Source organism: Leisingera sp. ANG59 (assembly GCF_013317235.1).
Taxonomy (GTDB): domain Bacteria; phylum Pseudomonadota; class Alphaproteobacteria; order Rhodobacterales; family Rhodobacteraceae; genus Leisingera.
Map to the genome: position 1 here is coordinate 115,353 of NZ_WLCM01000006.1, position 20,053 is coordinate 135,405.

Below are 20,053 nucleotides of genomic sequence, written 5' to 3' on the forward strand. Positions count from 1 at the left end.
TATGCCCACCGGAGCTCGACTTGCCGCCGCAATATCCCTGGCTACTCTGGCGTTCATTGTATCCTTTCTGGTCATGCCGCAGCTGCCCGAGGGCACCAACTTCGGATATTTTGTGCATATAAACGTGGTGCTGGGGCTGCTTTGCGGCTGGATCTTCATGGGCAAACGCGCCGGCCGCGGGGTTGTCCCTGCGATCAACAATGGCCTGACTGGCATGGCTGTCCTGGTGCTGTGGGCGCTGTTTGTTCAGGGCGCATGGGAAATGTTCCGCCTTGCCATGCGGCACCGCTACGGCGGCCCGTTCGAGGCGCTGTCGCAGATCTTTGTCATTGGCATGGAATACTTCTTTCTTATCGCCGTGCCGTCGGTGGTGATACCCTTGGTGGTTGGCGGGGCGCTGGCTGGTCTTGTAACCGAAAACGCCTCGCATCGCTGGCGCTGAAATACCTTGCAATAAAAACAGGTTGTCTCCCGTGGCTGATCTCTTCTTCTTTGGCTCGCTGCGCCATTTGCCATTGCTTGAACTGGTTCTGGGCCGCTGCGGTGACGCGCTCAGGGCACAGCCTGCCAAACTGCCCGGTCACGGTGTCTATCAGGTGGTTGGCCAGCCTTTTCCGGCAATCGAGGAACGTCAGGGCGCTACGGCGGATGGTGTGCTGGTACGGGATCTGTCGCCAGCCGACCTGGATGCCCTGAATTACTACGAAGGAGGCTTCGGTTACGCGCTCAAGCCTGTTGCTGTGCATCTGCCGGATGGAAGCACGGCCGCGGCTGAGGTCTACTTCCCGGAGCCGGGGCTTTGGCAGACGGCGGAGCCCTGGGATCTGGCGGCCTGGGTGGCTGAATGGGGGGGGCTGTCTTTGCGCGCGGCAGAAGAAGTGATGGCCTATTATGGCCGGTTGAGCGCGGAGGAAGTCGCTCGCTGCTTTCCGGCTGTCCGCCGCCGCGCTGCCGCGTGGCTGGCCGGGCAGGCCCGGCCTGGCGACGGTGTGCATGACCTCAGCCGTGACGTGATCGTTCACAACCATAACCGTGCCTATCTCAACTTCTTTGCTATGGAGGAGATGGACCTGCAGTTCCGCCGGTTTGACGGCAGTATGAGCCCGGTAATGAACCGGTCTGCATCGATGGCGGGCCATGCGGCAGTGGTGCTGCCCTACGATCCGGTGCGCGACCAGGTGCTGCTGGTGGAACAATTCCGCGCACCACCCTTCATGATGGGGGACGCCCGCCCTTGGATGTGGGAGCCGGTCGCCGGTGTGATCGACCCGGGCGAAACCGCCGAGGATACCGCGCGGCGGGAAGCGGTGGAGGAGGCGGGCGTTACCGTCCAGCATCTGGAAGCCGTGGCACGGGGCTATCCCTCCAGCGGAGCGCTGGCGGAATATATTCATATTTTCATTGGAATAGCGGATCTTGCTGATGTCTCGGGCGGCGGTGGCGTTGCTGGCGAGGGTGAAGACATCCGCAGCCAGATCCTCAGTTATGAGGAACTTATGGCCGGGATTGACGCGCAGACTTATCAGGACATGCCGCTGGTGACTGCGGCGCTGTGGCTGTCACGGCACCGTGAAGGGCTGCGCGCACAGTATTCCTGAGCCGCTTCCCGGCTTGTGGTCGCCGGGTGCCTTGGATACACGTTGGGGGAACGATCGAAAGGGATACCATGCGCATTGCACGCGATCTGGCTGATGCCGTCGGCCACACACCTCTTATCCGCCTGAACCGCGTCAGCGAAGAGACCGGCTGCGAGATCCTGGGCAAGGCGGAATTCATGAATCCGGGCCAGTCGGTCAAGGACCGCGCGGCGCTTTACATCATCCGCGATGCTATCGCCCGCGGAGAGCTGAAGCCAGGCGGCACCATCGTTGAGGGCACCGCAGGCAACACCGGCATCGGCCTGGCGCTGGTTGGGGCTTCGATGGGCTTCAAGACGGTCATCGTAATCCCGGAAACCCAGTCCGAGGAAAAGAAGGACATGCTCCGCCTGGCGGGCGCGCAGCTGGTTCAGGTGCCCGCAGCGCCCTACAAGAACCCCAACAACTACGTGCGCTATTCCCAGCGTCTGGCGGAGAAGCTGGCCAAAACCGAACCCAACGGCGCCATCTGGGCCAACCAGTTCGACAACGTCGCCAATCGCCAGGCTCATCTGGAAACCACCGGCCCGGAAATCTGGGAACAGACCGGCGGCAAGGTGGATGGTTTCGTCAGCGCCGTCGGCTCCGGCGGCACGATTGCAGGCGTCGCCGAGGCGCTGCAGCCCAAGGGCGTGAAGATCGCGCTGGCCGACCCGATGGGCGCGGCCCTTTATTCCTATTACACCAAGGGTGAGTTGGCCTCCGAGGGCAGCTCGATCACCGAGGGTATCGGCCAGGGCCGCATCACCAAAAATCTCGAAGGCTTCACCCCGGATTACAGCTATCAGATTTCTGATGCTGAAGCGGTGCCTTACGTATTTGACCTGTTGCACGACGAGGGCCTGGTGCTGGGCGGTTCCACCGCGATCAATATCGCCGGTGCCGTGCGGATGGCCAAGGAGATGGGCTCTGGCAAGACAATCGTGACGGTGCTGTGCGATTACGGCACCCGTTACCAGTCCAAGTTGTTCAACCCGGATTTCCTTCGTGAAAAGAACCTGCCGGTGCCGGAGTGGATGACCCACACGCCCGCGTCGATCCCCGGTGTTTTTGAGGACGTATGACACCTATTATAACCGCTTTGCGGAACCTGCTGCTGGGGCTGGTCCTTGTGACCGGCCTCGCAGTGCCTGCGCTGGCACAGCTGACCGCTGAGTCCCGCGCCTACTACCAGAACTGGCTCAAGACCGCGAACCGCGCAGAGGAAGTGATCGACGCCAGCCGCGCCTCCAGTGCCGCCCTGGAAGCCCTGCGCAAAGAGCTGACCAGCTACCGCCAGCGGTTCCTGGAAGCGCGGACGGAAAACGGCGACCGTATCAAAACACTGGAAGGCCAGATCAGCGCTCTCGGCAAGGCGCCGGAGGAGGGGGAGAGCGAACCCGAGGACATCGCCCGGCTGCGTGCTTCGCTGGAAGAGCAGCTCCGGGATCTGAAGGTGCCGCGCATCGTTTCCGAAGAGGCTTACAGCCGCGCCAACGGCCTGATTTCCGAGATTGACAAGATCATCCGTGAGCGCCGCACCCGCAAGCTCCTGGAACGCGGCCCGTCGCCGCTGAATCCGGAACACTGGCCGGGCGCCTTGCGCACTCTCAGCCGGTCGGCTAGCTCCATCTGGAACGAGACTGCTTCAAGGATCGGCAGCGCAACCACTGCCGAACGGATACAAAACAGCCTGCCAGCCCTGCTGTTGCTCCTGGCCATTGCCGCGTTTCTGCTGCTGAGGGGGCGTCCCTGGGCCCATGCAGCCGGCGACTATCTGCGCCAGTTCGGCAGCAGCGGCCGCGGTGTCTGGGGCTTTGTCGTGTCCTTGCTCGAAGTCATCCTCCCTTTTATCGGCATCATCTGCCTGGCCGCCGCGGTGGAGCTGTCGGGCATACTGGGCAGCCGCGGCTCGCTCTTGCTGGACTATGTGCCGGGATGGGCGCTGGTGATCCTGTCGTTCCACTGGCTTGGCAACCAGCTGTTCTCCAACCGGCTCGACAACGATCTGGTGCCGGTGCAGGAGGGGCGCCTGAATGAAACCCGGCTGATGGTCGATATCCTGGCGGTGATCCTGGTGATGCAGGACGCGCTGGTGAAGCTGGAAAACATCGAAACCATCCCGTCCTCCGTCCATGCGGTTGCCAGCTTCCCGCTGATCACTGCGGCGGCACTTGTGCTGCTGCGGCTGCACCGGATCGGCGCCAAACGCCGCCAGAAGCAGACGGCAGACACCGCAGAAGACGGCGCCATTGCTGCCGGGGCCAACCGCATCCTGGCCTTTGCGCGGCGCGCCAGCTACTTGTTGGGATTTGTTTCTCCGCTGCTGGCTGCGTTCGGATATGTCAACGCGGCCGAGGCGCTGATCTACCCGGCGGTGTCCACACTGGCGCTGCTGGCAGCGCTGCTGGTATTCCAGAGGTTCCTGGGCGACGTCTACGGCTGGCTGTCCGGCAAGGGCTCTGCAGCGCAGGAGTCGCTGTTTGCGGTCTTGATCGGCTTCCTGCTGGCCGCCCTGGCGCTGCCGCTGCTGGCGCTGATCTGGGGCGCGCGGGTGGCAGACATGACTGAACTCTGGTCGCGCTTCCTTGAGGGGTTCCAGATCGGCGGCACCCGCATTTCGCCAACCGCCTTCCTGACCTTCGCGGTGGTCTTTGCCGCCGGTTACGCACTGACCCGGCTGATCCAAGGCTCTTTGCGCAACTCGCTGCTGCCCAAGACCAAGATCGATCCGGGCGGGCAGAATGCCATCACCTCGGGCCTCGGTTACGTAGGCATCTTCCTGTCGGCGTTGATCGCCATTTCCATGGCGGGGCTCGACCTGTCGTCGCTCGCCATCGTTGCCGGTGCGCTGTCGGTTGGTATTGGCTTTGGCCTGCAAAACATCGTGTCGAACTTCGTCTCCGGCATCATACTCTTGATCGAACGCCCGGTCTCCAAGGGAGACTGGATCGAGGTCGGCGGGCTGATGGGCTACGTGCGCGACATTTCGGTGCGCTCCACCCGGATCGAAACCTTTGACCGTACCGATGTGATCGTGCCGAACTCGGACCTGATCAGCGGAACCGTCACCAACTACACCCGCGGCAACACCGTCGGCCGGGTGATCGTGCCGGTGGGCGTCGCCTATGGTACCGACCCGCGCAAGGTCGAGGCCATCCTGGCCGAGATAGCCAAGGGGCATCCGATGGTGCTGCTGAACCCCGCGCCCTCGGTGGTGTTCCAGGGCTTCGGTGCCGACTCCCTCGATTTCGAGATCCGCGCGATCCTGCGCGACGTGAACTGGGTGCTGTCGGTGAAATCCGACATGAACTACGAAATCGCCAAGCGGTTCCAGGAGGAAGGGATCGAGATCCCCTTCATGCAGCGCGACATCTGGATCCGCAATCCGGAGGCGCTGGCCCAGACCAAGGCAGCCCCTGCCGCAGGGGAGCCCGCGATCTCCCTGGCCTCCGCCCCCGCGGCGACTCCGTCCAAGCCGGACCTGGACGATTTGCAGCAAGATCCAAACGAGGATGCTGATGGAGAGTCAGATGCTGACAAGTGAGCTGCTGTTCCGCAAGGACACTTATGCCCGGATGACTGAGGCACAGGTGCTGACACATACGGAGCAGGGCGGCATCATATTGGACCGCACCCTGTTTTATGCAACTGGCGGCGGCCAGCCCGGCGACAGCGGCAAGCTGTTGTGGGCCGAGGGGCAGTGCGAGATTACGACAACGGTGAAAGGTGAGGAGGGTGCCATTTTGATGATCCCGGCGGAGGGTTCTGACCTGCCGCCGGAAGGCGCCACCGTGACCCAGGTGCTCGACTGGGATCGCCGCTATGGCCACATGCGCGTCCACACTGCGCTCCACCTTCTCTCGGTGGTGATTCCTTTGGAGGTCACAGGCGGGTCCATTAGTGCTGAGAAGGGGCGGCTGGATTTCAACATGCCAGAGGCGCCGAAGGACAAGCAGGCGCTGCAGGACCAGCTTCAGGCGCTGATCGACCGTGATCTGCAGGTGACGGAGGATTGGATCACCGACGCCGAACTGGACGCCAACCCGCAACTGGTCAAGACCATGTCGGTGTCGCCGCCGCGCGGGGCAGGGCAGGTGCGGCTGGTGCGGATCGGCACTGAAGACGAGCAGGTAGACCTGCAGCCCTGCGGCGGCACCCATGTGAAGCGCACCGGTGAAATCGGCCGCATCCGCCTTGGAAAGGTTGAGAAAAAGGGCAAACAGAACCGCCGCGTCTACCTGCATCTGGAGGCCTGAAAAACTTTTGGGGGTAAGTGAAGTTTTTGCAGTTTCAGCCCTTGCATTTCCCCGGCTGATCCTTCAAAAGCCCCCTCAACGGAGAGGTGGCCGAGTGGTCGAAGGCGCACGCCTGGAAAGTGTGTAGGCGGGAAACCGTCTCCAGGGTTCGAATCCCTGTCTCTCCGCCATAACCCTGACATTGGTGCTGATGGTGCTGATGGTGCGGCCCTGTGCGGCGCAGTAGCGTGTTGCAGACCGGCTGGTTGCCTCAGGTTTGACTAAATTCCTTTCGGCTATTTGCTTGTTAACCGATCCGCGGCTCGCTGCCTTTTTGCTGCCTTGATTCGTGTCTTTCTGTGTAATCTTTGGCCGATCCGGGAAACAAAACCCTGCAAAGGCACGTAATTGGTTGCCTTGAGGGTACTAATCTCAGGCGCGCGCTGGCAGAATGGGGCGAACGGCACTGAGCGCACCCGGAAATTTCCATGTTTCGGAAATGGAAACCGATCCGGTGCTGAAACAGCCCCTATATGGTGAAAATGGCATGTTTCCTCCTCTTCGGGACACGGCTTTGACTGGAAACTGGAAACAGTCAGCGGCATTGGGATCCGATGCGGACCGCAGTTTTAGAGCCGGACGGCGAAATGGGGGGAATTTTAGGCAATTTTTTGGCTTTGTCGGCCGCCGCGCCTAAAGTATGCATGAGTCAGCCCATTGGGGGGCATGTTCTGCAAGCTGCTGGACTGTGGTTGACTGATAAAGTTTTAATTTAAGTCTTCGTGCCGCGATAAGCGCACTCCACTGATCCGAAAAGCGACTGCAATCCGGCTGCGTGCTGCTTGAGCACGCAAACCAGAACGCTTGAGCGGACTGGCCCTCTCGCTGCATGGGCAGGTGTTTTTGACTGCGGCATTCCGCATGACTGTGCGGCTGCCCGGCTGGCCCGAACGATGGGGCTTGGGGCCAATCCGGCGAGGAGAAGGTAATGAAAAAAGGTTGTGATGGGCAGAAACCGGCGCTGGACGGAATCGTAGAGGGTACCGCAGGCAATGACCTGATTGACGGCGCCTATACCGGCGATCCGGAAGGGGACATGGTCGATAATGCAGACGCTATTGACCCGGCCGCGGGGCCTGATGATGATGTCATCACCGCTGGCGGCGGCGATGATACTGTTTACGCCGGTTCGGGCAGCGACACTGTGGACGGCGGAAGCGGCAACGACCTGATCCACGGCGATGGGGTCTCAGGTGTCTATGAACCTGTAAAGATCACCATTTCCTCGACCAGCGCGGCTTTTCAGAACCAGGTCTTTGCTTACACGATCGACCCGGAAACCGGTGAGATCAGCAATATTGTCGTGCTGTCAGAGAACGCCAATGCGGATGTGGGCGAGACCTACACCTATGATGCGCCCGAAGGTGCGGTGATCGGCGTTGGCATCATCAGCCCGCAAGGAACCTTCTATTCCTCGGGTTACGGCGACAATGCGGATCTGAACCCGGACGGGCTGGACCACACCAAGGGCATCCATGAGTTCCCCGATGGCTCGGTGCAGCTGGGTTTCGAGGATTTGCGCAATCTCGGCGACAGGGACTTCAACGACGTCAAGCTGATCATTGATCTTGGCACTTCCGGGACAACGCTCGACAATGCGCACTATGATTACTCCTCCGAACCGCAGGACCCGGTTGTGCCGGGCGACGACAGCCTGACCGGCGGCGAGGGCGACGACACCATTCTCGGCGGCGGCGGTGACGACACCATCGACGGCGGCGACGGATCGGACTCGGTGGACGGCGGCGATGGCGACGATGTGATCGACACCTCCAGCGACACCAGCTACCCGTTGCCCGACCGCGGCTTCCCGGGCTACACCGGCACCGACCCGGATATTCCGTTCATCCCGGCCGATGCCGACCCTTACGACGACCGTGACACGGTTCTGGGCGGTGCTGGCAACGACACCATCTCCACAGGGGATGATGCCGACCTGATCGACGGCGGCACCGGCATGGATGTGATTGATGGTGGTATCGACGACGACACCATCGATGGCGGCGCGAATGCCGACCTGATCACCGGCGGCGAGGGGTCCGACCTCATCGAAGGCGGCAGCGGCAACGACACCATCTACGGCGGCCTTGATCCGGTGTTTCCGGACGGGCTGAACATCACCGATGACGGTGGTGACGGGCGTCCGGCAGACCCCGATCCCACCAACGGGATGGACACGATCTACGGCGGTGACGGCAACGACGTGATCTATGGCCAGGATGACGATGACGAGATCTATGGCGGTACCGGCAATGATACCATCGATGCTGGAATCGACGATGACTATGTCGAGGGCGGTGACGGCAATGACGTGATCACCGGCGGCCATGGGGCGGATACGCTGCTGGGCGGCGCCGACCGCGATACGTTCATCGGCGGCAATGCCGGTGATGTCGTGGACGGAGGCTCCGGCGGTGATGACTTTGACACCCTGGACCTGACGGGCAGCGGCCCGTTCGAGCTGACTGGCGTCACGGTTGATCCGGATGGCAACAGCCTGTCGGGCACTGTCAACTTCCTCGATGAGGACGGGGACGTGACCGGCTCGATGACCTTTGGCGAGGTTGAGCAGATCATTCCTTGCTTCACGCCGGGCACGCGGATCGCCACCCCGCTGGGGGAGCGCAAGGTTGAAGACCTGCAGGTCGGCGACCGGGTGATTACCCGCGACAACGGCATTCAGGAAATCCGCTGGGTCGGCACCCGCAAGCTGCAGGGCGGCGACCTGAAAGGGGCCGCGCATCTTCAGCCGGTGCTGATCCGCCAGGGCGCCCTGGGCAACGGCCTGCCTGAGCGCGACATGATGGTCAGCCCGAACCACCGGGTGCTGGTCGCCAACGACAAGACCGCGCTTTACTTCGAGGACCGCGAAGTGCTGGTTGCAGCCAAGCATCTGACCGGCCTGACAGGTGTGGATCCGGTTGAGGTCGCCAGTGTGACCTATATCCACTTCATGTTCGACCAGCATGAGGTTGTGCTGTCCGACGGCGCCTGGACCGAAAGCTTCCAGCCTGGGGACCAGTCCCTGCGCGGGCTGGACAACGCACAGCGCAATGAACTGTTCGAACTGTTCCCGGAACTGAAGTCGCAAAAAGGCCGCGAGGGTTACACCGCCGCGCGCCGCTCTTTGCGGAAACACGAGGCGCATCTGCTTGTGCACTGAAAGGTGCAGCTGCCGTCTTGGGGGAGGCGGTGAATAAGAGCGTAGCGCAGGAAGGCAGGGTCTAGTGCCCTGCCTTCTCTGCATTTGCAGGGGTGTCAGCGGTTCCGGCGCCAGGCGTCCCAGTCTTCGGGCGTGTCCAGATCGATCACCGCGTGACGGCCGGGCAGGGAGACGGGCTGCACCGCTTCGGCCTTCAGGACGCTGCGGGCGCCTTGATCTCCGCTCAAGGTCTTCAGGGCTTTGAAACAGCGTTGCGGAAACAGCACCGGATGGCCCGGCGTGCCGTCCTCCGCCGTTGCACGCAGGATGGGGCTGCCTTGTCCGCTGAAATGCGCAGCAAGGTGCAGCATGTCCTGGGCCATCACTTCCGGCATATCGGCGGGCAGGATCATCACTGCCTCTGTTCCTGTCGGCAGCGCGGCGGTTCCGCGGCGGATCGAGGCGGCCATGCCCTCAGCCGCGTCCGGCACCGGAACCTGGATTGCATCGCCTGTTGCGGCTGCCCGCGGATGAGCCGGGCCGGGCAGGGTGACGAAAACCGGTAACCCGGTCAGCGAGGCGCGGCGGCACATCAGGGTGAGCAGGGGCTGGCCGTCCACCTCCTCCATCAGCTTGTCACGGCCCTGCATCCGGGACGACGCGCCGGCGGCGAGCAGGAGGATGGCGATGGCGGTCATGACTGTTCGAACCTCGGCGCTGTGCCGGGGTGATGGATGCCTCCGGCGGGGATATTTTTAGCCAGATGAAGAAGCGGTTCCAGTGAAAGCGGCATAGGTCAGCAGAATTGACCGAATGTTTCGCGCGCGAAACATTCGGGTGCGGGCACTGACGTATGTGTTGCGCAAGTTTCGCAGCGTCAGCGTGCGCTGCCTAGGCAACAGGGCGGATTCAGGTCAGTCGGGCTGACCTGAATCCGGTGTTTTTCAAACTCAGCCGCGCATACGAGCACCGTCGGCGTCAAACAGCGGCTCAGTGATGAGCCGGGCTTTGTACATTTTGCCGAGGATTTCGATCTCCACTTCCAGCCCTTCCTTGGCTTTCTCCGTGGGGACAAACCCCAGCGCAATGGATTTCTGCGCATGGTGCGAATAGCCGCCGGAGGTGCAGAAGCCGACAACCGCGCCGTCGAGCCAGATCGGTTCATAGGCCACTACATCGGCGTCGTCTGCCGCCACCTCAAAGGCGCAGAGCTGGCGGGCGGGGCCCGCATCGCGTTCGGTCTCAGAGGCCGCGCGGCCGATGAAATCCGCGTTTTTCTTGAAGGAGATGAAGCGGTCCAGCCCGGTTTCCGCGGCGGTGTAATCGGGCGAGAATTCCCGCAGCCAGGAGCCGAAGAATTTGTCCAGGCGCAGCGACATCATGGCCCGCATGCCGAAGGGTTTCATGCCGTGTGCCTGGCCAGCGGTCCACAGCGCGTCCCAGAGGGCGCGTTGCGAGGGCAGGTCGCAGTAGATCTCATACCCCAGATCGCCGGTGTAGCTGACGCGCTGGACGATGCAGTCGGCCATGCCCACGGTCAGGCGGCGCACATCCATGAAGCGCATATCCGAGATGTCGCTTCGGGTGCAGGCCTGCAGCACCTCGCGCGCTTTGGGGCCTGCTATCTGGAAGCCGTTGCGGGTGTCGGAGATGTTTTCGAGGCTGACGCCTTCGTCGAGGTTCTGCAGGAACCAGCGCATGTGGTAGGCCTGCGAACCGTAGGAAGCAGTGAGCTGGAATTCCTCTTCCGACAGGCAGGAGATGGTGAAATCGCCGATCAGACGGCCCTTGGGCGACAGCATCGGGGTCAGCGACAGGCGGCCCGGCTGCGGCACCCGGCCGGCCATGATGCGGTCCAGCCAGGCGCGGGCACCGGCGCCCTTGACCAGATACTTGCCGAAGTTGTGGACCTCGTTGATGCCGACGTTTTCACGCACTGCCTTGACCTCGCGTGCGGTGGCCTCGAAAGCGTTGGAGCGGCGGAAGGAGGGCGTCTCGTAGCGCGGCTCGTCCCCTTCGGCGAAGTAGTTCGGGACCTCCATGCCGTATTGCGCGCCCCAGACCGCGCCCATGCCGTCGAAGATGTCATACATCGGGGTGGTACGGAACGGGCGGGCGGCGGGAAGCTCCTCGTTCGGGTAGGAGATGGAGAAGCGTTTCTGATAGTTTTCAATAACTTTGGGCCGTGTGTAGCCCGGGGTGATCCAGTCGCCGAAGCGGGCGCAGTCCATCGCGAAGGTGTCGCGCTCGCATTCGCCCTCGACCATCCACTGGGCCAGCATCAGGCCGACACCGCCGCCCTGGGAGAAGCCGGCCATGACAGCACAGGCGGACCAGTAGTTGCGCATGCCCGGCACCGGGCCGACCAGCGGGTTGCCGTCGGGGGCAAAGGTGAAGGGGCCGTGGATCACCGATTTGACGCCAGCGGCCTCCAGCGCGGGGAAGCGCTTGTAGGCAAAGGCGATGGAATCCTCGATTTTGTCAAAGTCATCGGGCAGCAGCTCGTGGCCGAAGTCCCACGGCGTGCCGTCTACTGCCCAGGGTTTGCAGGGCTGTTCGTAGAAGCCGATGCAGAGGCCGCGGCCCTCTTGCCGCAGGTAGCTTTCGCCAGCCGGGTCCATCACATGCGGATGCTCGCCGCCGCCGTCGATGATCTCGGCGATCATCGGCACCTCGTCGGTGACGATGTACTGGTGCTCCATCGGGTGCAGCGGGAAGTAGACACCGGCCATGGCGCCGACCTCGCGCGCCCAGAGGCCGCCTGCGTTGACCACGTGTTCGGCGTGGATGGTGCCCTTGTTGGTCACCACGTCCCAGGTGCCGTCGGGGCGCTGGTTGGTCTCGATCACCTTGCAGTGGGTCTCAATGGTGGCGCCGCCCATGCGCGCGGCCTTGGCGTAGGCGTGGGTGGTGCCGGAGGGGTCGAGGTGGCCGTCGAGCGGGTCGTACAACCCGCCGATGATGCCATCGACGTTGGTGACGGGGGCGATCTTCTTGATCTCTTCGGGGGAGACGATTTCTGTCTCCAGGCCCATGAAGCGGTGCTTGGCGCGTTCGGCCTTCAGCATGTCAAAACGCTCCTGAGTCTCGGCCAGGGTGACGCCGCCGACGTGGTGGAGGCCGCAGGACATGCCGGTGATCGCTTCCAGCTCTTTATACAGCTTGATGGTGTAGCCCTGCAGCGCCGCCATGTTGGTGTCGCCGTTCAGCGTATGGAAACCGCCCGCCGCGTGCCAGGTGGAGCCGCTGGTCAGCTCCGAGCGTTCGATCAGCATGACGTCGGACCAGCCGAGCTTGGTCAGGTGGTAGAGGACAGAGCAGCCGACGACGCCGCCGCCGATCACTGCCACGCGGGTGGTGGTTTTCATGTGGGCCTCCCTGAATAGGTGTTTCCTGCATTCTGTACAGAAGTGAACAGTAGTCCAGAAGAAAAACGGCACGCCATGCCGCATTTGTGGCGCCAGGGAAGGAGGCCGTTACTCAGATGTGCGGAAGCGGCTGTTTTGAATGATGAATATCGCAGTGAGCGGGGCTGCCAGAAGGATCACGCCGACGGTGATCAGAAGCATACCGAGCTGGGAGTAGTCGGCGGGAGTGGTAATATTGCCTGCCGAATCTGTGACCTCACGCGTGACCACGAAGATTTTGTTCAGGTATTTGGTGCCGAGGCTGGAGGCCGAGAGGGCCAGATTGGTGAAGGAGGCCATGACCGCAAAGAAGGTGGCCTTGAGCCCCGAGGGCGCGTTGCGGGCGATCCAGGCAAGCATCGGGATCATCGCGACCTGGCCCAGCGGCGATTCAACCGCAGTGTCGACAATGGCGATGAAGCGGGCGTCGACCACGCCGCCGGTCATGGCGGAGGTCCAGTGGTGCGCGCCGTAGTAGAGCGCGATGTTGGGCAGGCTGAGGACGGCTTCGGTGATGGCAAGGAAGGCGACGATCCAGGCGATCGGGCGGCTGGCCATCATCGGGCGGAAGATCAGCATGCCCGCCAGCGTCAGCAGTGAGGTGATGAGGGACAGGACCGACAGGAACTGCTGGTCAAACCCCAAGACGTCGATCTCGAACCAGGTGGCACCAGGGCCGCGTAATGGGGTGGCGCGGTAAACGAAGATGATGATGGCGGTGCCGATCAGGGCACGGGCCTGGTCCGCCGGCAGAACCGCTACCAGCTGGCGCATCAGCAAAAGCACGATGGCCATGGAACCGGCAAAGACGATTTCCTGCGAGTAGGGCACATCGCCTAGACCCACGGCTAGGGAGAGCGCCACAAAGGCGCCGCCGCCGATGAAATACCAATAGTTGGGCGCGACCGGGTCGCGCGGCAGGTCGATGCGGCTGCGGATCTCGTTCTCCGCGACACCAGCCCGGCGAAGCTGGGCAGCCTTGCACCATTTCTGCCAGATCGCCAGCGCGACGCCAGAGAGCGAGATCACCGGGATTAGCAGGGCGAGGGTGAAGACAAAGCCGTAGAGCGCGCCCTTTTCAGGCTGCGGCAAGGCGTCGGCACCATCGAACAGGGCGACGTTCAGGGCCGCGGCGGCGCTGGAGCCGCCGATCAGCGCGATCCGCCCGAAGGTCTGCATGGTGGTGTGCAGGGATTTGGTTTCGGCCTCTGGCAGCGGATTGCCCTGCCCGTCGGCGTGGGGCACCGCCTCCACCGACATGGCGTCCGCCACAACGTCCTGCAGCACAAACCCGCAAGGCGCCAGCAGCGCGGCGGTGACGTACCACGCATTGAGCGGCATCACCGCGCCCATCATATCCGGTTCCAGCACGATGGCGGCCAGGATGCCATAGCTGCCGGCCATCAGCCCGGCGCCGGCAAGGATCAGCAGGTATTTCCAGCGCCAGATCAGGTCGACCAAATGCCCCAGCGGCATCTTCAGCGCCCATGGCAGGCCGACCCAGAACGCTAGCCCGGCCAGAAAGGCGGCCGACAAGTCCAGGTATTCCTTGACAAAAAACGAGGCGGCGACGGTGGTGATGCCCTGCGCGCCGTAGGCAAAATAGATCAGGAGCGGCGGCAGGAAGGACCAGCGGAGCTGCCGGAACAGTTCCAGCACGATCCGGTCGAAACCATTCCAGGCCAGCACCGCCGCGCGCGTCATAACTGCACCTGTCTCACTGCAAGCCGCATAGCAGGACTCACGACAGGGGCCGGATCTTGAGCCCGGTGACCCGGTTGCCTTCCCGTTCGGTCACCTCGAAGCGGAAACCGTGGAAGGAGAACACCTGGCCCTTGGTGGGGATCATCTGCGCCTCGTGAATGACCAGGCCGGCGATGGTGTTGGCCTCGTCGTCCGGCAGGTTCCATTCGGTGGCCCGATTCACGTCGCGGATGGTGGCCGCGCCTTCGACCAGATAGGAGCCGTCAGAGGCTTTCTTGACGATGCTTTCCTCGTGCGGGTCGAATTCATCGGTGATCTCGCCGACGATCTCTTCCAGGATGTCCTCCAGCGTGATCAGCCCCTGCAGGGCGCCGTATTCGTCCACCACCAGCGCGAAATGCGAGCGCATCCGCAGGAACTGGCGCATCTGCTCGTCCAGGGTGGTGGTTTCGGGCACGAAATAGGGGGCCTTGGCCACCTTGGTGATGTCAATGGATTTGAGCCGTTCGCTATCGCCTTCGGCGCCGCCGGCCTCGGTGTACATCGTCCGGAACAGGTCCTTGGCGTGGACCACGCCGATGATGTTCTCCTGTTCGCCGCGGAACACCGGCAGGCGGGTGTGCTGGCTTTGGAGGCACTGCTCCAGGATGGTTTCCGGCTCCGCGTCCGCGTCGATCATCTCGATGTTGGAGCGGTGCAGCATGATCTCCTCGACAAAGCGGTCGGAAAGGTCGAGCGCGCCGAGGATGCGGTCGCGGTCCTCCTTTTCCACCACGCCCTCTGAGTGGCCCAGCTGCAGGGCGCCTGCGATTTCCTCGCGCACCGCCATGATGTGACTGTCCGGGTCGATCTGGACGCCGAAGACACGCAGCACGCCGCGCACGAACAGCCGCACCGCACCTACGATTGGTGACAGCAGCATGACGAGGATACTGATCGGCGCCGACACGGCCGAGGCGGCCTTCTCGGCATTGGAAATGGCATAGGTCTTGGGCAGAACTTCGGCAAAGACCAGCACCAGCAAGGTCATAACCAGCGTTGCCATCGCGACGCCGCCTTCTCCGAAGAGACGGGTAAAGAGCGCGGTGGCGAGCGAGGCTGCGAGGATGTTGACGACGTTGTTACCTAGCAGGACCGATCCGATCAGGCGCTCGTTGTCTTCGGTAATGATCAGCGCGCGTTCGGCACCGCGGGAGCCCTTGTCGGCCTGGGCGCGCAGCTTGCCGCGTGACGCGGCGGTCAGCGCCGTTTCCGAGCCTGAAAAGAAGGCCGAAAGCACAAGAAGCAGCACAATGGCCCCGGCAGTGGTCCAGAAGGCGCTGTCGAGTACAGAGGTGGCGGTGTCCATGAGATGGCAGATGTCCGGTTTGTTGATTGTTCGCAGTATTTATGGGGCCTTAGCCCCGCCGCTTCAAGCGCTGTAGTCAGCCGCGTTTGGCGAGCGGGTGGTGTTCCAGCACCAGATCCTGCAGCCGCGCGTCCAGAACATGGGTGTAAATCTCTGTCGTGGCGATATCGGCGTGGCCGAGCAGTGCCTGGATCGCGCGCAGATCGGCGCCGTTGGCCAAGAGATGGGTGGCAAAGGCGTGTCGCAGGGTGTGCGGCGTCACCTTGTCTGGGGCGATGCCGCCGGTCACGGCCAGTTCCTTGATCAGCAGATAGAACCGGTGCCGGGTAAGGTGGCCGGACTTGCCTCGGGAGGGGAACAGGAAACGCGAGGGCGGGTGGCCTTTGGTTTCGCGTTCCGCTTCGGCGCTGTCGCGCACCAGCAGCCATTGCGCCAGCGCCTCGCGGGCGGGCGGCGACAGCGGCACCATGCGTTCCTTGCCGCCCTTGCCCAGGATCAGCAGCATCCGCGGATCGCCGCGGGCAGCGGACACCGGCAGCGAGACCAGTTCGGTGACCCGCATGCCGGTGGCATAGAGCAGCTCCATCAGGCAGGTATTGCGCAGCCGGTCGGCCTCGCTGCGGCCGGTCTGGCGGGCGGCCTCCAGCAGGCGGTCGACCTCGATCACCTCCAGTGTCTTAGGCAGCCGTTTTTCCCGTCCGGGGCCGCGTATCTGGATTGCGGGATTGTCCTCACGCCAGCCTTCCTCAAACGCGAAACGGTAGATCTGCTTTACCGCCGACAACCGCCGGGCGCGGGTGGCGCGGGCCAACCCCTGGGCGTCGCAATTGATCAGATAGGCCTCGATATCGCCCTGGCTGGCGGTCAGGAAGCTAAGCTTGCGGTGCTCCAGCCAGGCGGTCAGGTCCTTGAGGTCGCGGCCATAGGCCAGCAGAGTGTTCTGCGAGGCACCGGTCTCAGCTGCCTGGGCGTCGAGGAAGGTGGAGATCCACTGGAAGTTGTCGCGCGGCGCGGTCATGTCAGCCGCGCTCCAGCAGCATCAGCTGCAGGGCGGCGCGGCGGGCGGTGTCCTCCAGCCCGACGGCCCGGAACGCGGCCAAGGCGGCGGTCAGGTCGCCGAGATTGCCGTCGGCACCATGGGTAAACAGCACCATGCTGCGCAGGATTGCCTCGCCGAGTTGGCCATTGTCCAGCAACTGGCGGATGGCAGGCGGCACCTCGGTATCCGCTGCAAACCCCAGCGCGATGGCTTCAGCCAGCGGCGAGGGCGCAGCGGCGTCGCCGGGGCGGCCCTGAGCGAGTGCAGCCAAGAAGTGATCCGCCGCACCTGAGGCCTGTACGTCATGGGCAGCGGTTTCGTAAGCGGGCGACAGCAGGCGGATGCGCCAGGCAAGCTGCGCAGATGGACCTGTCAGTTCTGCGCGTGCCAGCTGTTCGGCAAAGATATCTGCAAAGACGGTCTCGGTACCGGCTTCCTGCATCGCGTCCCAGGCGCGGGACAGTGATTTGGCAATGGCCGCGGCGCTGCCGGAGTTTAAGTCGCTTTCCAGTTTCTGGATCGCGGAAACCCGGTCCCAGATGCCGCCGGACGCGGCGGGTTTACGGGCGCTGAACAGGCCAAGGTACTGGTTCGGGTTGATCGCACCGGCGCGGGCCAGCCTTTCGGCTGCTTCCAGCTGCGCCTTCCAGCCGGCAATGTCGCGCAGGTCGGCTGCGGCAAATGCGGGCGGCAGCGGCGCGGTTGGCATGTTCTCGCCAATGGTCTCAAACAGCCGGAAAGTCAGCGGATCAGGATGCTCGGGACGGTGCAGCGGCGGGGCCAGTTCGAACAGATCCGGGTTCAGGTACCTGTCCAGCAGGTCCATCTGGTCCTTCGGCAGCAGTTCCAGCGCGTGGGCGGTTTCCAGCATCAGCGCTGCGGTTGGCCAGTCGCCGCGCCGGGCCGCGCAGAAGATCCGCGCAGCATAGCTGTCTGACAGATGCGGCGAGGCGGTAAGCGCCGCGCAGGAGGCATCCTCGCTGCCGGTGAGCAGGGTAGCGTCGAACCAGCGTGCAAAACGCTCTTTGCTGTTCGTCGGCCCGGCGTGCTCCACCAGCGCTTGCGAGGGGTCTGTAGCTCCCAGCGCCAGCAGGCGGTCGAGGCGGGCCAGCAGGATGCGGTCGCCGGTGGCGGCGGGCGGACGGGTTTCCGACAACAGCAACGTAAACAGAAGCGCCTGCATCGCCGGGCTGCCGCGCACCGGTACGGTTTCGATCAGATGGGTAATGTCATCGGCTGAGCTGCCGCGCCAAAGGTCGGCGGGCAGGCCGGTCGCTGCGGCCGGCACCAGGCCGATCGGCGGCAGCAGCGCCTCCAGCGGCGTGACCGAAACCTGCGGCAATGCGGCAGTGCCTGCGACCGGGGGCTCCAGCAGCACAGTGCCGGGCAGCTCGTCCCGGGGCGCCGGCTGGTTCAGCCAGTCAATTGCCGCCAGCGGTTCATTGGCAAGCGCGCTGCCCGCCAGCATCACCCCGGCGGCAGCCGCCTTAATCCGCATTCAGCACCACCGGCTTGCGCACCTCGGTGCTGGGCGCGCTGAAATCGGCGCCGAACCAAGGGCCGACATAGGCATATCCCACCAGCCCGATTGCAGCCAGAACCAGCAAGTAGACCAAATACTTAATCAATCGCCCCATAGTGCATCCAATGCCTGTTTCCTGCTCTTTTGCCCAAGTTATATATTCCCTTTTCGGCAAGATCACGTCATTCACTGAAGAATGAGCGAAAAAGAGCAAATCAGCGGCCAGAAGGCAGCAGCGCCGGTGCCGGGGAAACTGAAAAAGACCATCGTGATGGTGGGCATGATGGGGGCGGGCAAGACCGCCGTGGGCCGGGCGCTGGCGGCCCGGTTGAACGCGCCGTTCCTGGACAGCGATCACGAGATCGAAGCCGCCGCCAATATGACAATTCCGGAAATTTTCGCCCGCGACGGTGAACCGTTCTTCCGCCAGAAGGAACGCCAGGTGATCGCGCGGCTGCTGGAGGAGGAGCGCGGCGTGCTGTCGACCGGCGGCGGTGCCTTTCTTGCAGAGGAAAACCGGCAGGTGATCACCGCCAAGGGTGTCTCGGTTTGGCTGAATGCCGACCTGGAGGTGCTGTGGAATCGGGTGCGCCACCGGGACACAAGGCCGCTGCTGCGCACTGCCGACCCGCGTGCGACACTCAGCAACCTGTATCACGAGCGGGTGCCGCTTTATGCCAAGGCCGATGTGTCGGTGGTCTCTGACGGGCAGGCCTCGATCGAAACCATGGTGGACCGCGTGCTGGAAGCCTTGAAGGCACGCCCCGATGTATTGGAGTGGAATTGATGGAGCGCACGGTTCATGTGCCCCTGGGCGAACGCGCCTATGATGTTGTGATCGGCCCAGGCCTGCTGGCGCAGGCGGGGGAGCGGATCAAGCCGTTGCTGAAACGGCCGCAGGTGGCGGTGCTGACGGATGAGACCGTGGCGGAAAAGCACCTGGAAAGCCTGCGTGCCGGGCTGGCTGCTGCCGGGGTGGAGATGACCGCGCTGGCGCTGCCGCCGGGCGAGGCGACCAAGGGCTGGCCGCAGTTCACCCGCTCGGTGGAATGGCTGCTGGCGCAGAAGGTGGAGCGGGGCGATGTCGTTATCGCCTTCGGCGGCGGGGTGATCGGCGACCTGGCGGGCTTTGCGGCAGCGGTGCTGCGCCGCGGCGTGCGATTTGTGCAGATCCCGACCTCTCTGCTGGCGCAGGTCGACAGTTCCGTGGGCGGCAAGACCGGCATCAATGCGCCGCAGGGAAAGAACCTGATCGGCGCTTTCCATCAGCCCTCGTTGGTGCTGGCCGACACCTCGGTGCTGGAAACCCTGACCTCGCGCGATTTCCTGTCCGGTTACGGCGAAGTGGTGAAATACGGCCTGCTGGGCGATGCGGCATTCTTTGCCTGGCTCGAAGAGAACGGCCCCGCGCTGGCCGAAGGCGACGTGGCGGCGCGGGTCGAGGCGGTGGCTCGTTCAGTGCAGATGAAAGCCGATATCGTGGTGCGCGACGAGACCGAGCAGGGCGACCGGGCACTGCTCAATCTGGGTCATACCTTCTGCCATGCGCTGGAGGCGGCGACCGGGTATTCCGACCGGCTGCTGCATGGCGAGGGAGTGGCGATCGGCTGCGCGCTAGCGTTTGAGCTGTCGTCCAAGCTGGGCCTGTGCTCGCAGGAAGATCCCAGCCGGGTGCGCGCTCATCTGAAGGCGATGGGGATGAAGACCGATCTGGCCGATATTCCGGGCGAACTGCCCGGGGCAGAGGCGCTGCTGGACCTGATGGGCCAGGACAAGAAGGTGGTGGCCGGCCAGTTGCGGTTCATTCTGGCACGCGGCATTGGCGATGCTTTCGTCACCGGTGACGTGCAGCCGGGCGCGGTGCTGGAGGTTCTGCGAAGCGCAGGCGCTTGAGGCGCAGGCTGCAAGGACAGCTCAAGGCTGGCTGAAGAAAAAGGGGCAGTACTTGAGACTGCCCCTTTTTGCAGCAGGACCCCT

General features: G+C 63.5%; 15 protein-coding genes and 1 tRNA gene. 9 read left to right on the forward strand and 7 right to left on the reverse strand.

Annotated features, from left to right (window positions below; genetic code table 11):
• The first annotated feature begins 1 nt into the window (after window position 1).
• The 7 genes from GKC28_RS07995 to GKC28_RS08025 all read left to right on the forward strand — a co-directional run bounded on the left by GKC28_RS07995 (window position 2) and on the right by GKC28_RS08025 (window position 9,077).
• Entirely contained in the window at window positions 2-442 is a 441-nt protein-coding gene (locus GKC28_RS07995) for a TrgA family protein (RefSeq protein WP_174146377.1), read from the forward strand.
• A gap of 31 nt (window positions 443-473) precedes the next feature.
• A complete protein-coding gene (locus GKC28_RS08000) occupies window positions 474-1,598 on the forward strand; it encodes an NUDIX domain-containing protein (RefSeq protein ID WP_174146378.1) in 1,125 nt (374 codons plus the stop codon).
• Window positions 1,599-1,666: 68 nt separating this feature from the next.
• The gene (locus GKC28_RS08005; RefSeq protein ID WP_174146379.1) at window positions 1,667-2,701 is read left to right on the forward strand and encodes a cysteine synthase A; all 1,035 of its coding nucleotides are present in this window, start codon (window positions 1,667-1,669) and stop codon (window positions 2,699-2,701) included.
• A complete protein-coding gene (locus GKC28_RS08010; protein ID WP_174146380.1) occupies window positions 2,698-5,163 on the forward strand; it encodes a DUF3772 domain-containing protein in 2,466 nt (821 codons plus the stop codon). The genes GKC28_RS08005 and GKC28_RS08010 overlap by 4 nt, the downstream gene beginning before the upstream one ends.
• On the forward strand, window positions 5,150-5,875 hold the full coding sequence (locus tag GKC28_RS08015) for an alanyl-tRNA editing protein (RefSeq protein ID WP_174146381.1): 726 nt from the start codon (window positions 5,150-5,152) through the stop codon (window positions 5,873-5,875). The genes GKC28_RS08010 and GKC28_RS08015 overlap by 14 nt, the downstream gene beginning before the upstream one ends.
• Before the next feature lie 80 nt (window positions 5,876-5,955).
• Window positions 5,956-6,045, forward strand: a tRNA-Ser gene (locus tag GKC28_RS08020).
• A 797-nt stretch (window positions 6,046-6,842) separates the two neighbouring features.
• Entirely contained in the window at window positions 6,843-9,077 is a 2,235-nt protein-coding gene (locus GKC28_RS08025) for a Hint domain-containing protein (protein WP_174146382.1), read from the forward strand.
• Window positions 9,078-9,172: 95 nt separating this feature from the next.
• Here the strand turns inward: GKC28_RS08025 and GKC28_RS08030 are convergent, their stop codons facing one another.
• The 7 genes from GKC28_RS08030 to GKC28_RS08060 form a co-directional block, all read right to left on the reverse strand.
• Window positions 9,173-9,754, reverse strand: coding sequence for an NTP transferase domain-containing protein (locus GKC28_RS08030; protein ID WP_174146383.1), 582 nt, complete (start codon window positions 9,752-9,754; stop codon window positions 9,173-9,175).
• A 252-nt stretch (window positions 9,755-10,006) separates the two neighbouring features.
• Window positions 10,007-12,424, reverse strand: coding sequence for an FAD-dependent oxidoreductase (locus tag GKC28_RS08035; protein ID WP_174146384.1), 2,418 nt, complete (start codon window positions 12,422-12,424; stop codon window positions 10,007-10,009).
• A gap of 108 nt (window positions 12,425-12,532) precedes the next feature.
• Window positions 12,533-14,167 (reverse strand): hypothetical protein, encoded by a 1,635-nt coding sequence (locus tag GKC28_RS08040; protein ID WP_174146385.1) that lies wholly within the window; start codon window positions 14,165-14,167, stop codon window positions 12,533-12,535.
• Window positions 14,168-14,204: 37 nt separating this feature from the next.
• On the reverse strand, window positions 14,205-15,515 hold the full coding sequence (locus tag GKC28_RS08045) for an HlyC/CorC family transporter (protein ID WP_174146386.1): 1,311 nt from the start codon (window positions 15,513-15,515) through the stop codon (window positions 14,205-14,207).
• 76 nt (window positions 15,516-15,591) lie between these two features.
• Window positions 15,592-16,533, reverse strand: coding sequence for a site-specific tyrosine recombinase XerD (locus GKC28_RS08050; protein ID WP_174146387.1), 942 nt, complete (start codon window positions 16,531-16,533; stop codon window positions 15,592-15,594).
• Between the two features lies 1 nt (window position 16,534).
• Window positions 16,535-18,052, reverse strand: a complete 1,518-nt coding sequence (locus GKC28_RS08055) for a hypothetical protein (protein WP_174146388.1) — start codon at window positions 18,050-18,052, stop codon at window positions 16,535-16,537.
• Window positions 18,042-18,191 carry a hypothetical protein gene (locus tag GKC28_RS08060; RefSeq protein ID WP_174146389.1) on the reverse strand — a complete coding sequence of 50 codons (150 nt, stop codon included), beginning with the start codon at window positions 18,189-18,191 and terminating at the stop codon, window positions 18,042-18,044. The genes GKC28_RS08055 and GKC28_RS08060 overlap by 11 nt, the downstream gene beginning before the upstream one ends.
• Before the next feature lie 81 nt (window positions 18,192-18,272).
• Here GKC28_RS08060 and GKC28_RS08065 point away from each other — a divergent pair, with 81 nt between their 5' ends.
• Together GKC28_RS08065 and aroB are read left to right on the forward strand one after the other, a co-directional pair.
• Entirely contained in the window at window positions 18,273-18,863 is a 591-nt protein-coding gene (locus tag GKC28_RS08065; protein WP_174146390.1) for a shikimate kinase, read from the forward strand.
• Window positions 18,863-19,969 carry a 3-dehydroquinate synthase gene (gene aroB / locus GKC28_RS08070; RefSeq protein WP_174146391.1) on the forward strand — a complete coding sequence of 369 codons (1,107 nt, stop codon included), beginning with the start codon at window positions 18,863-18,865 and terminating at the stop codon, window positions 19,967-19,969. The genes GKC28_RS08065 and aroB overlap by 1 nt, the downstream gene beginning before the upstream one ends.
• Window positions 19,970-20,053 lie beyond the last annotated feature (84 nt).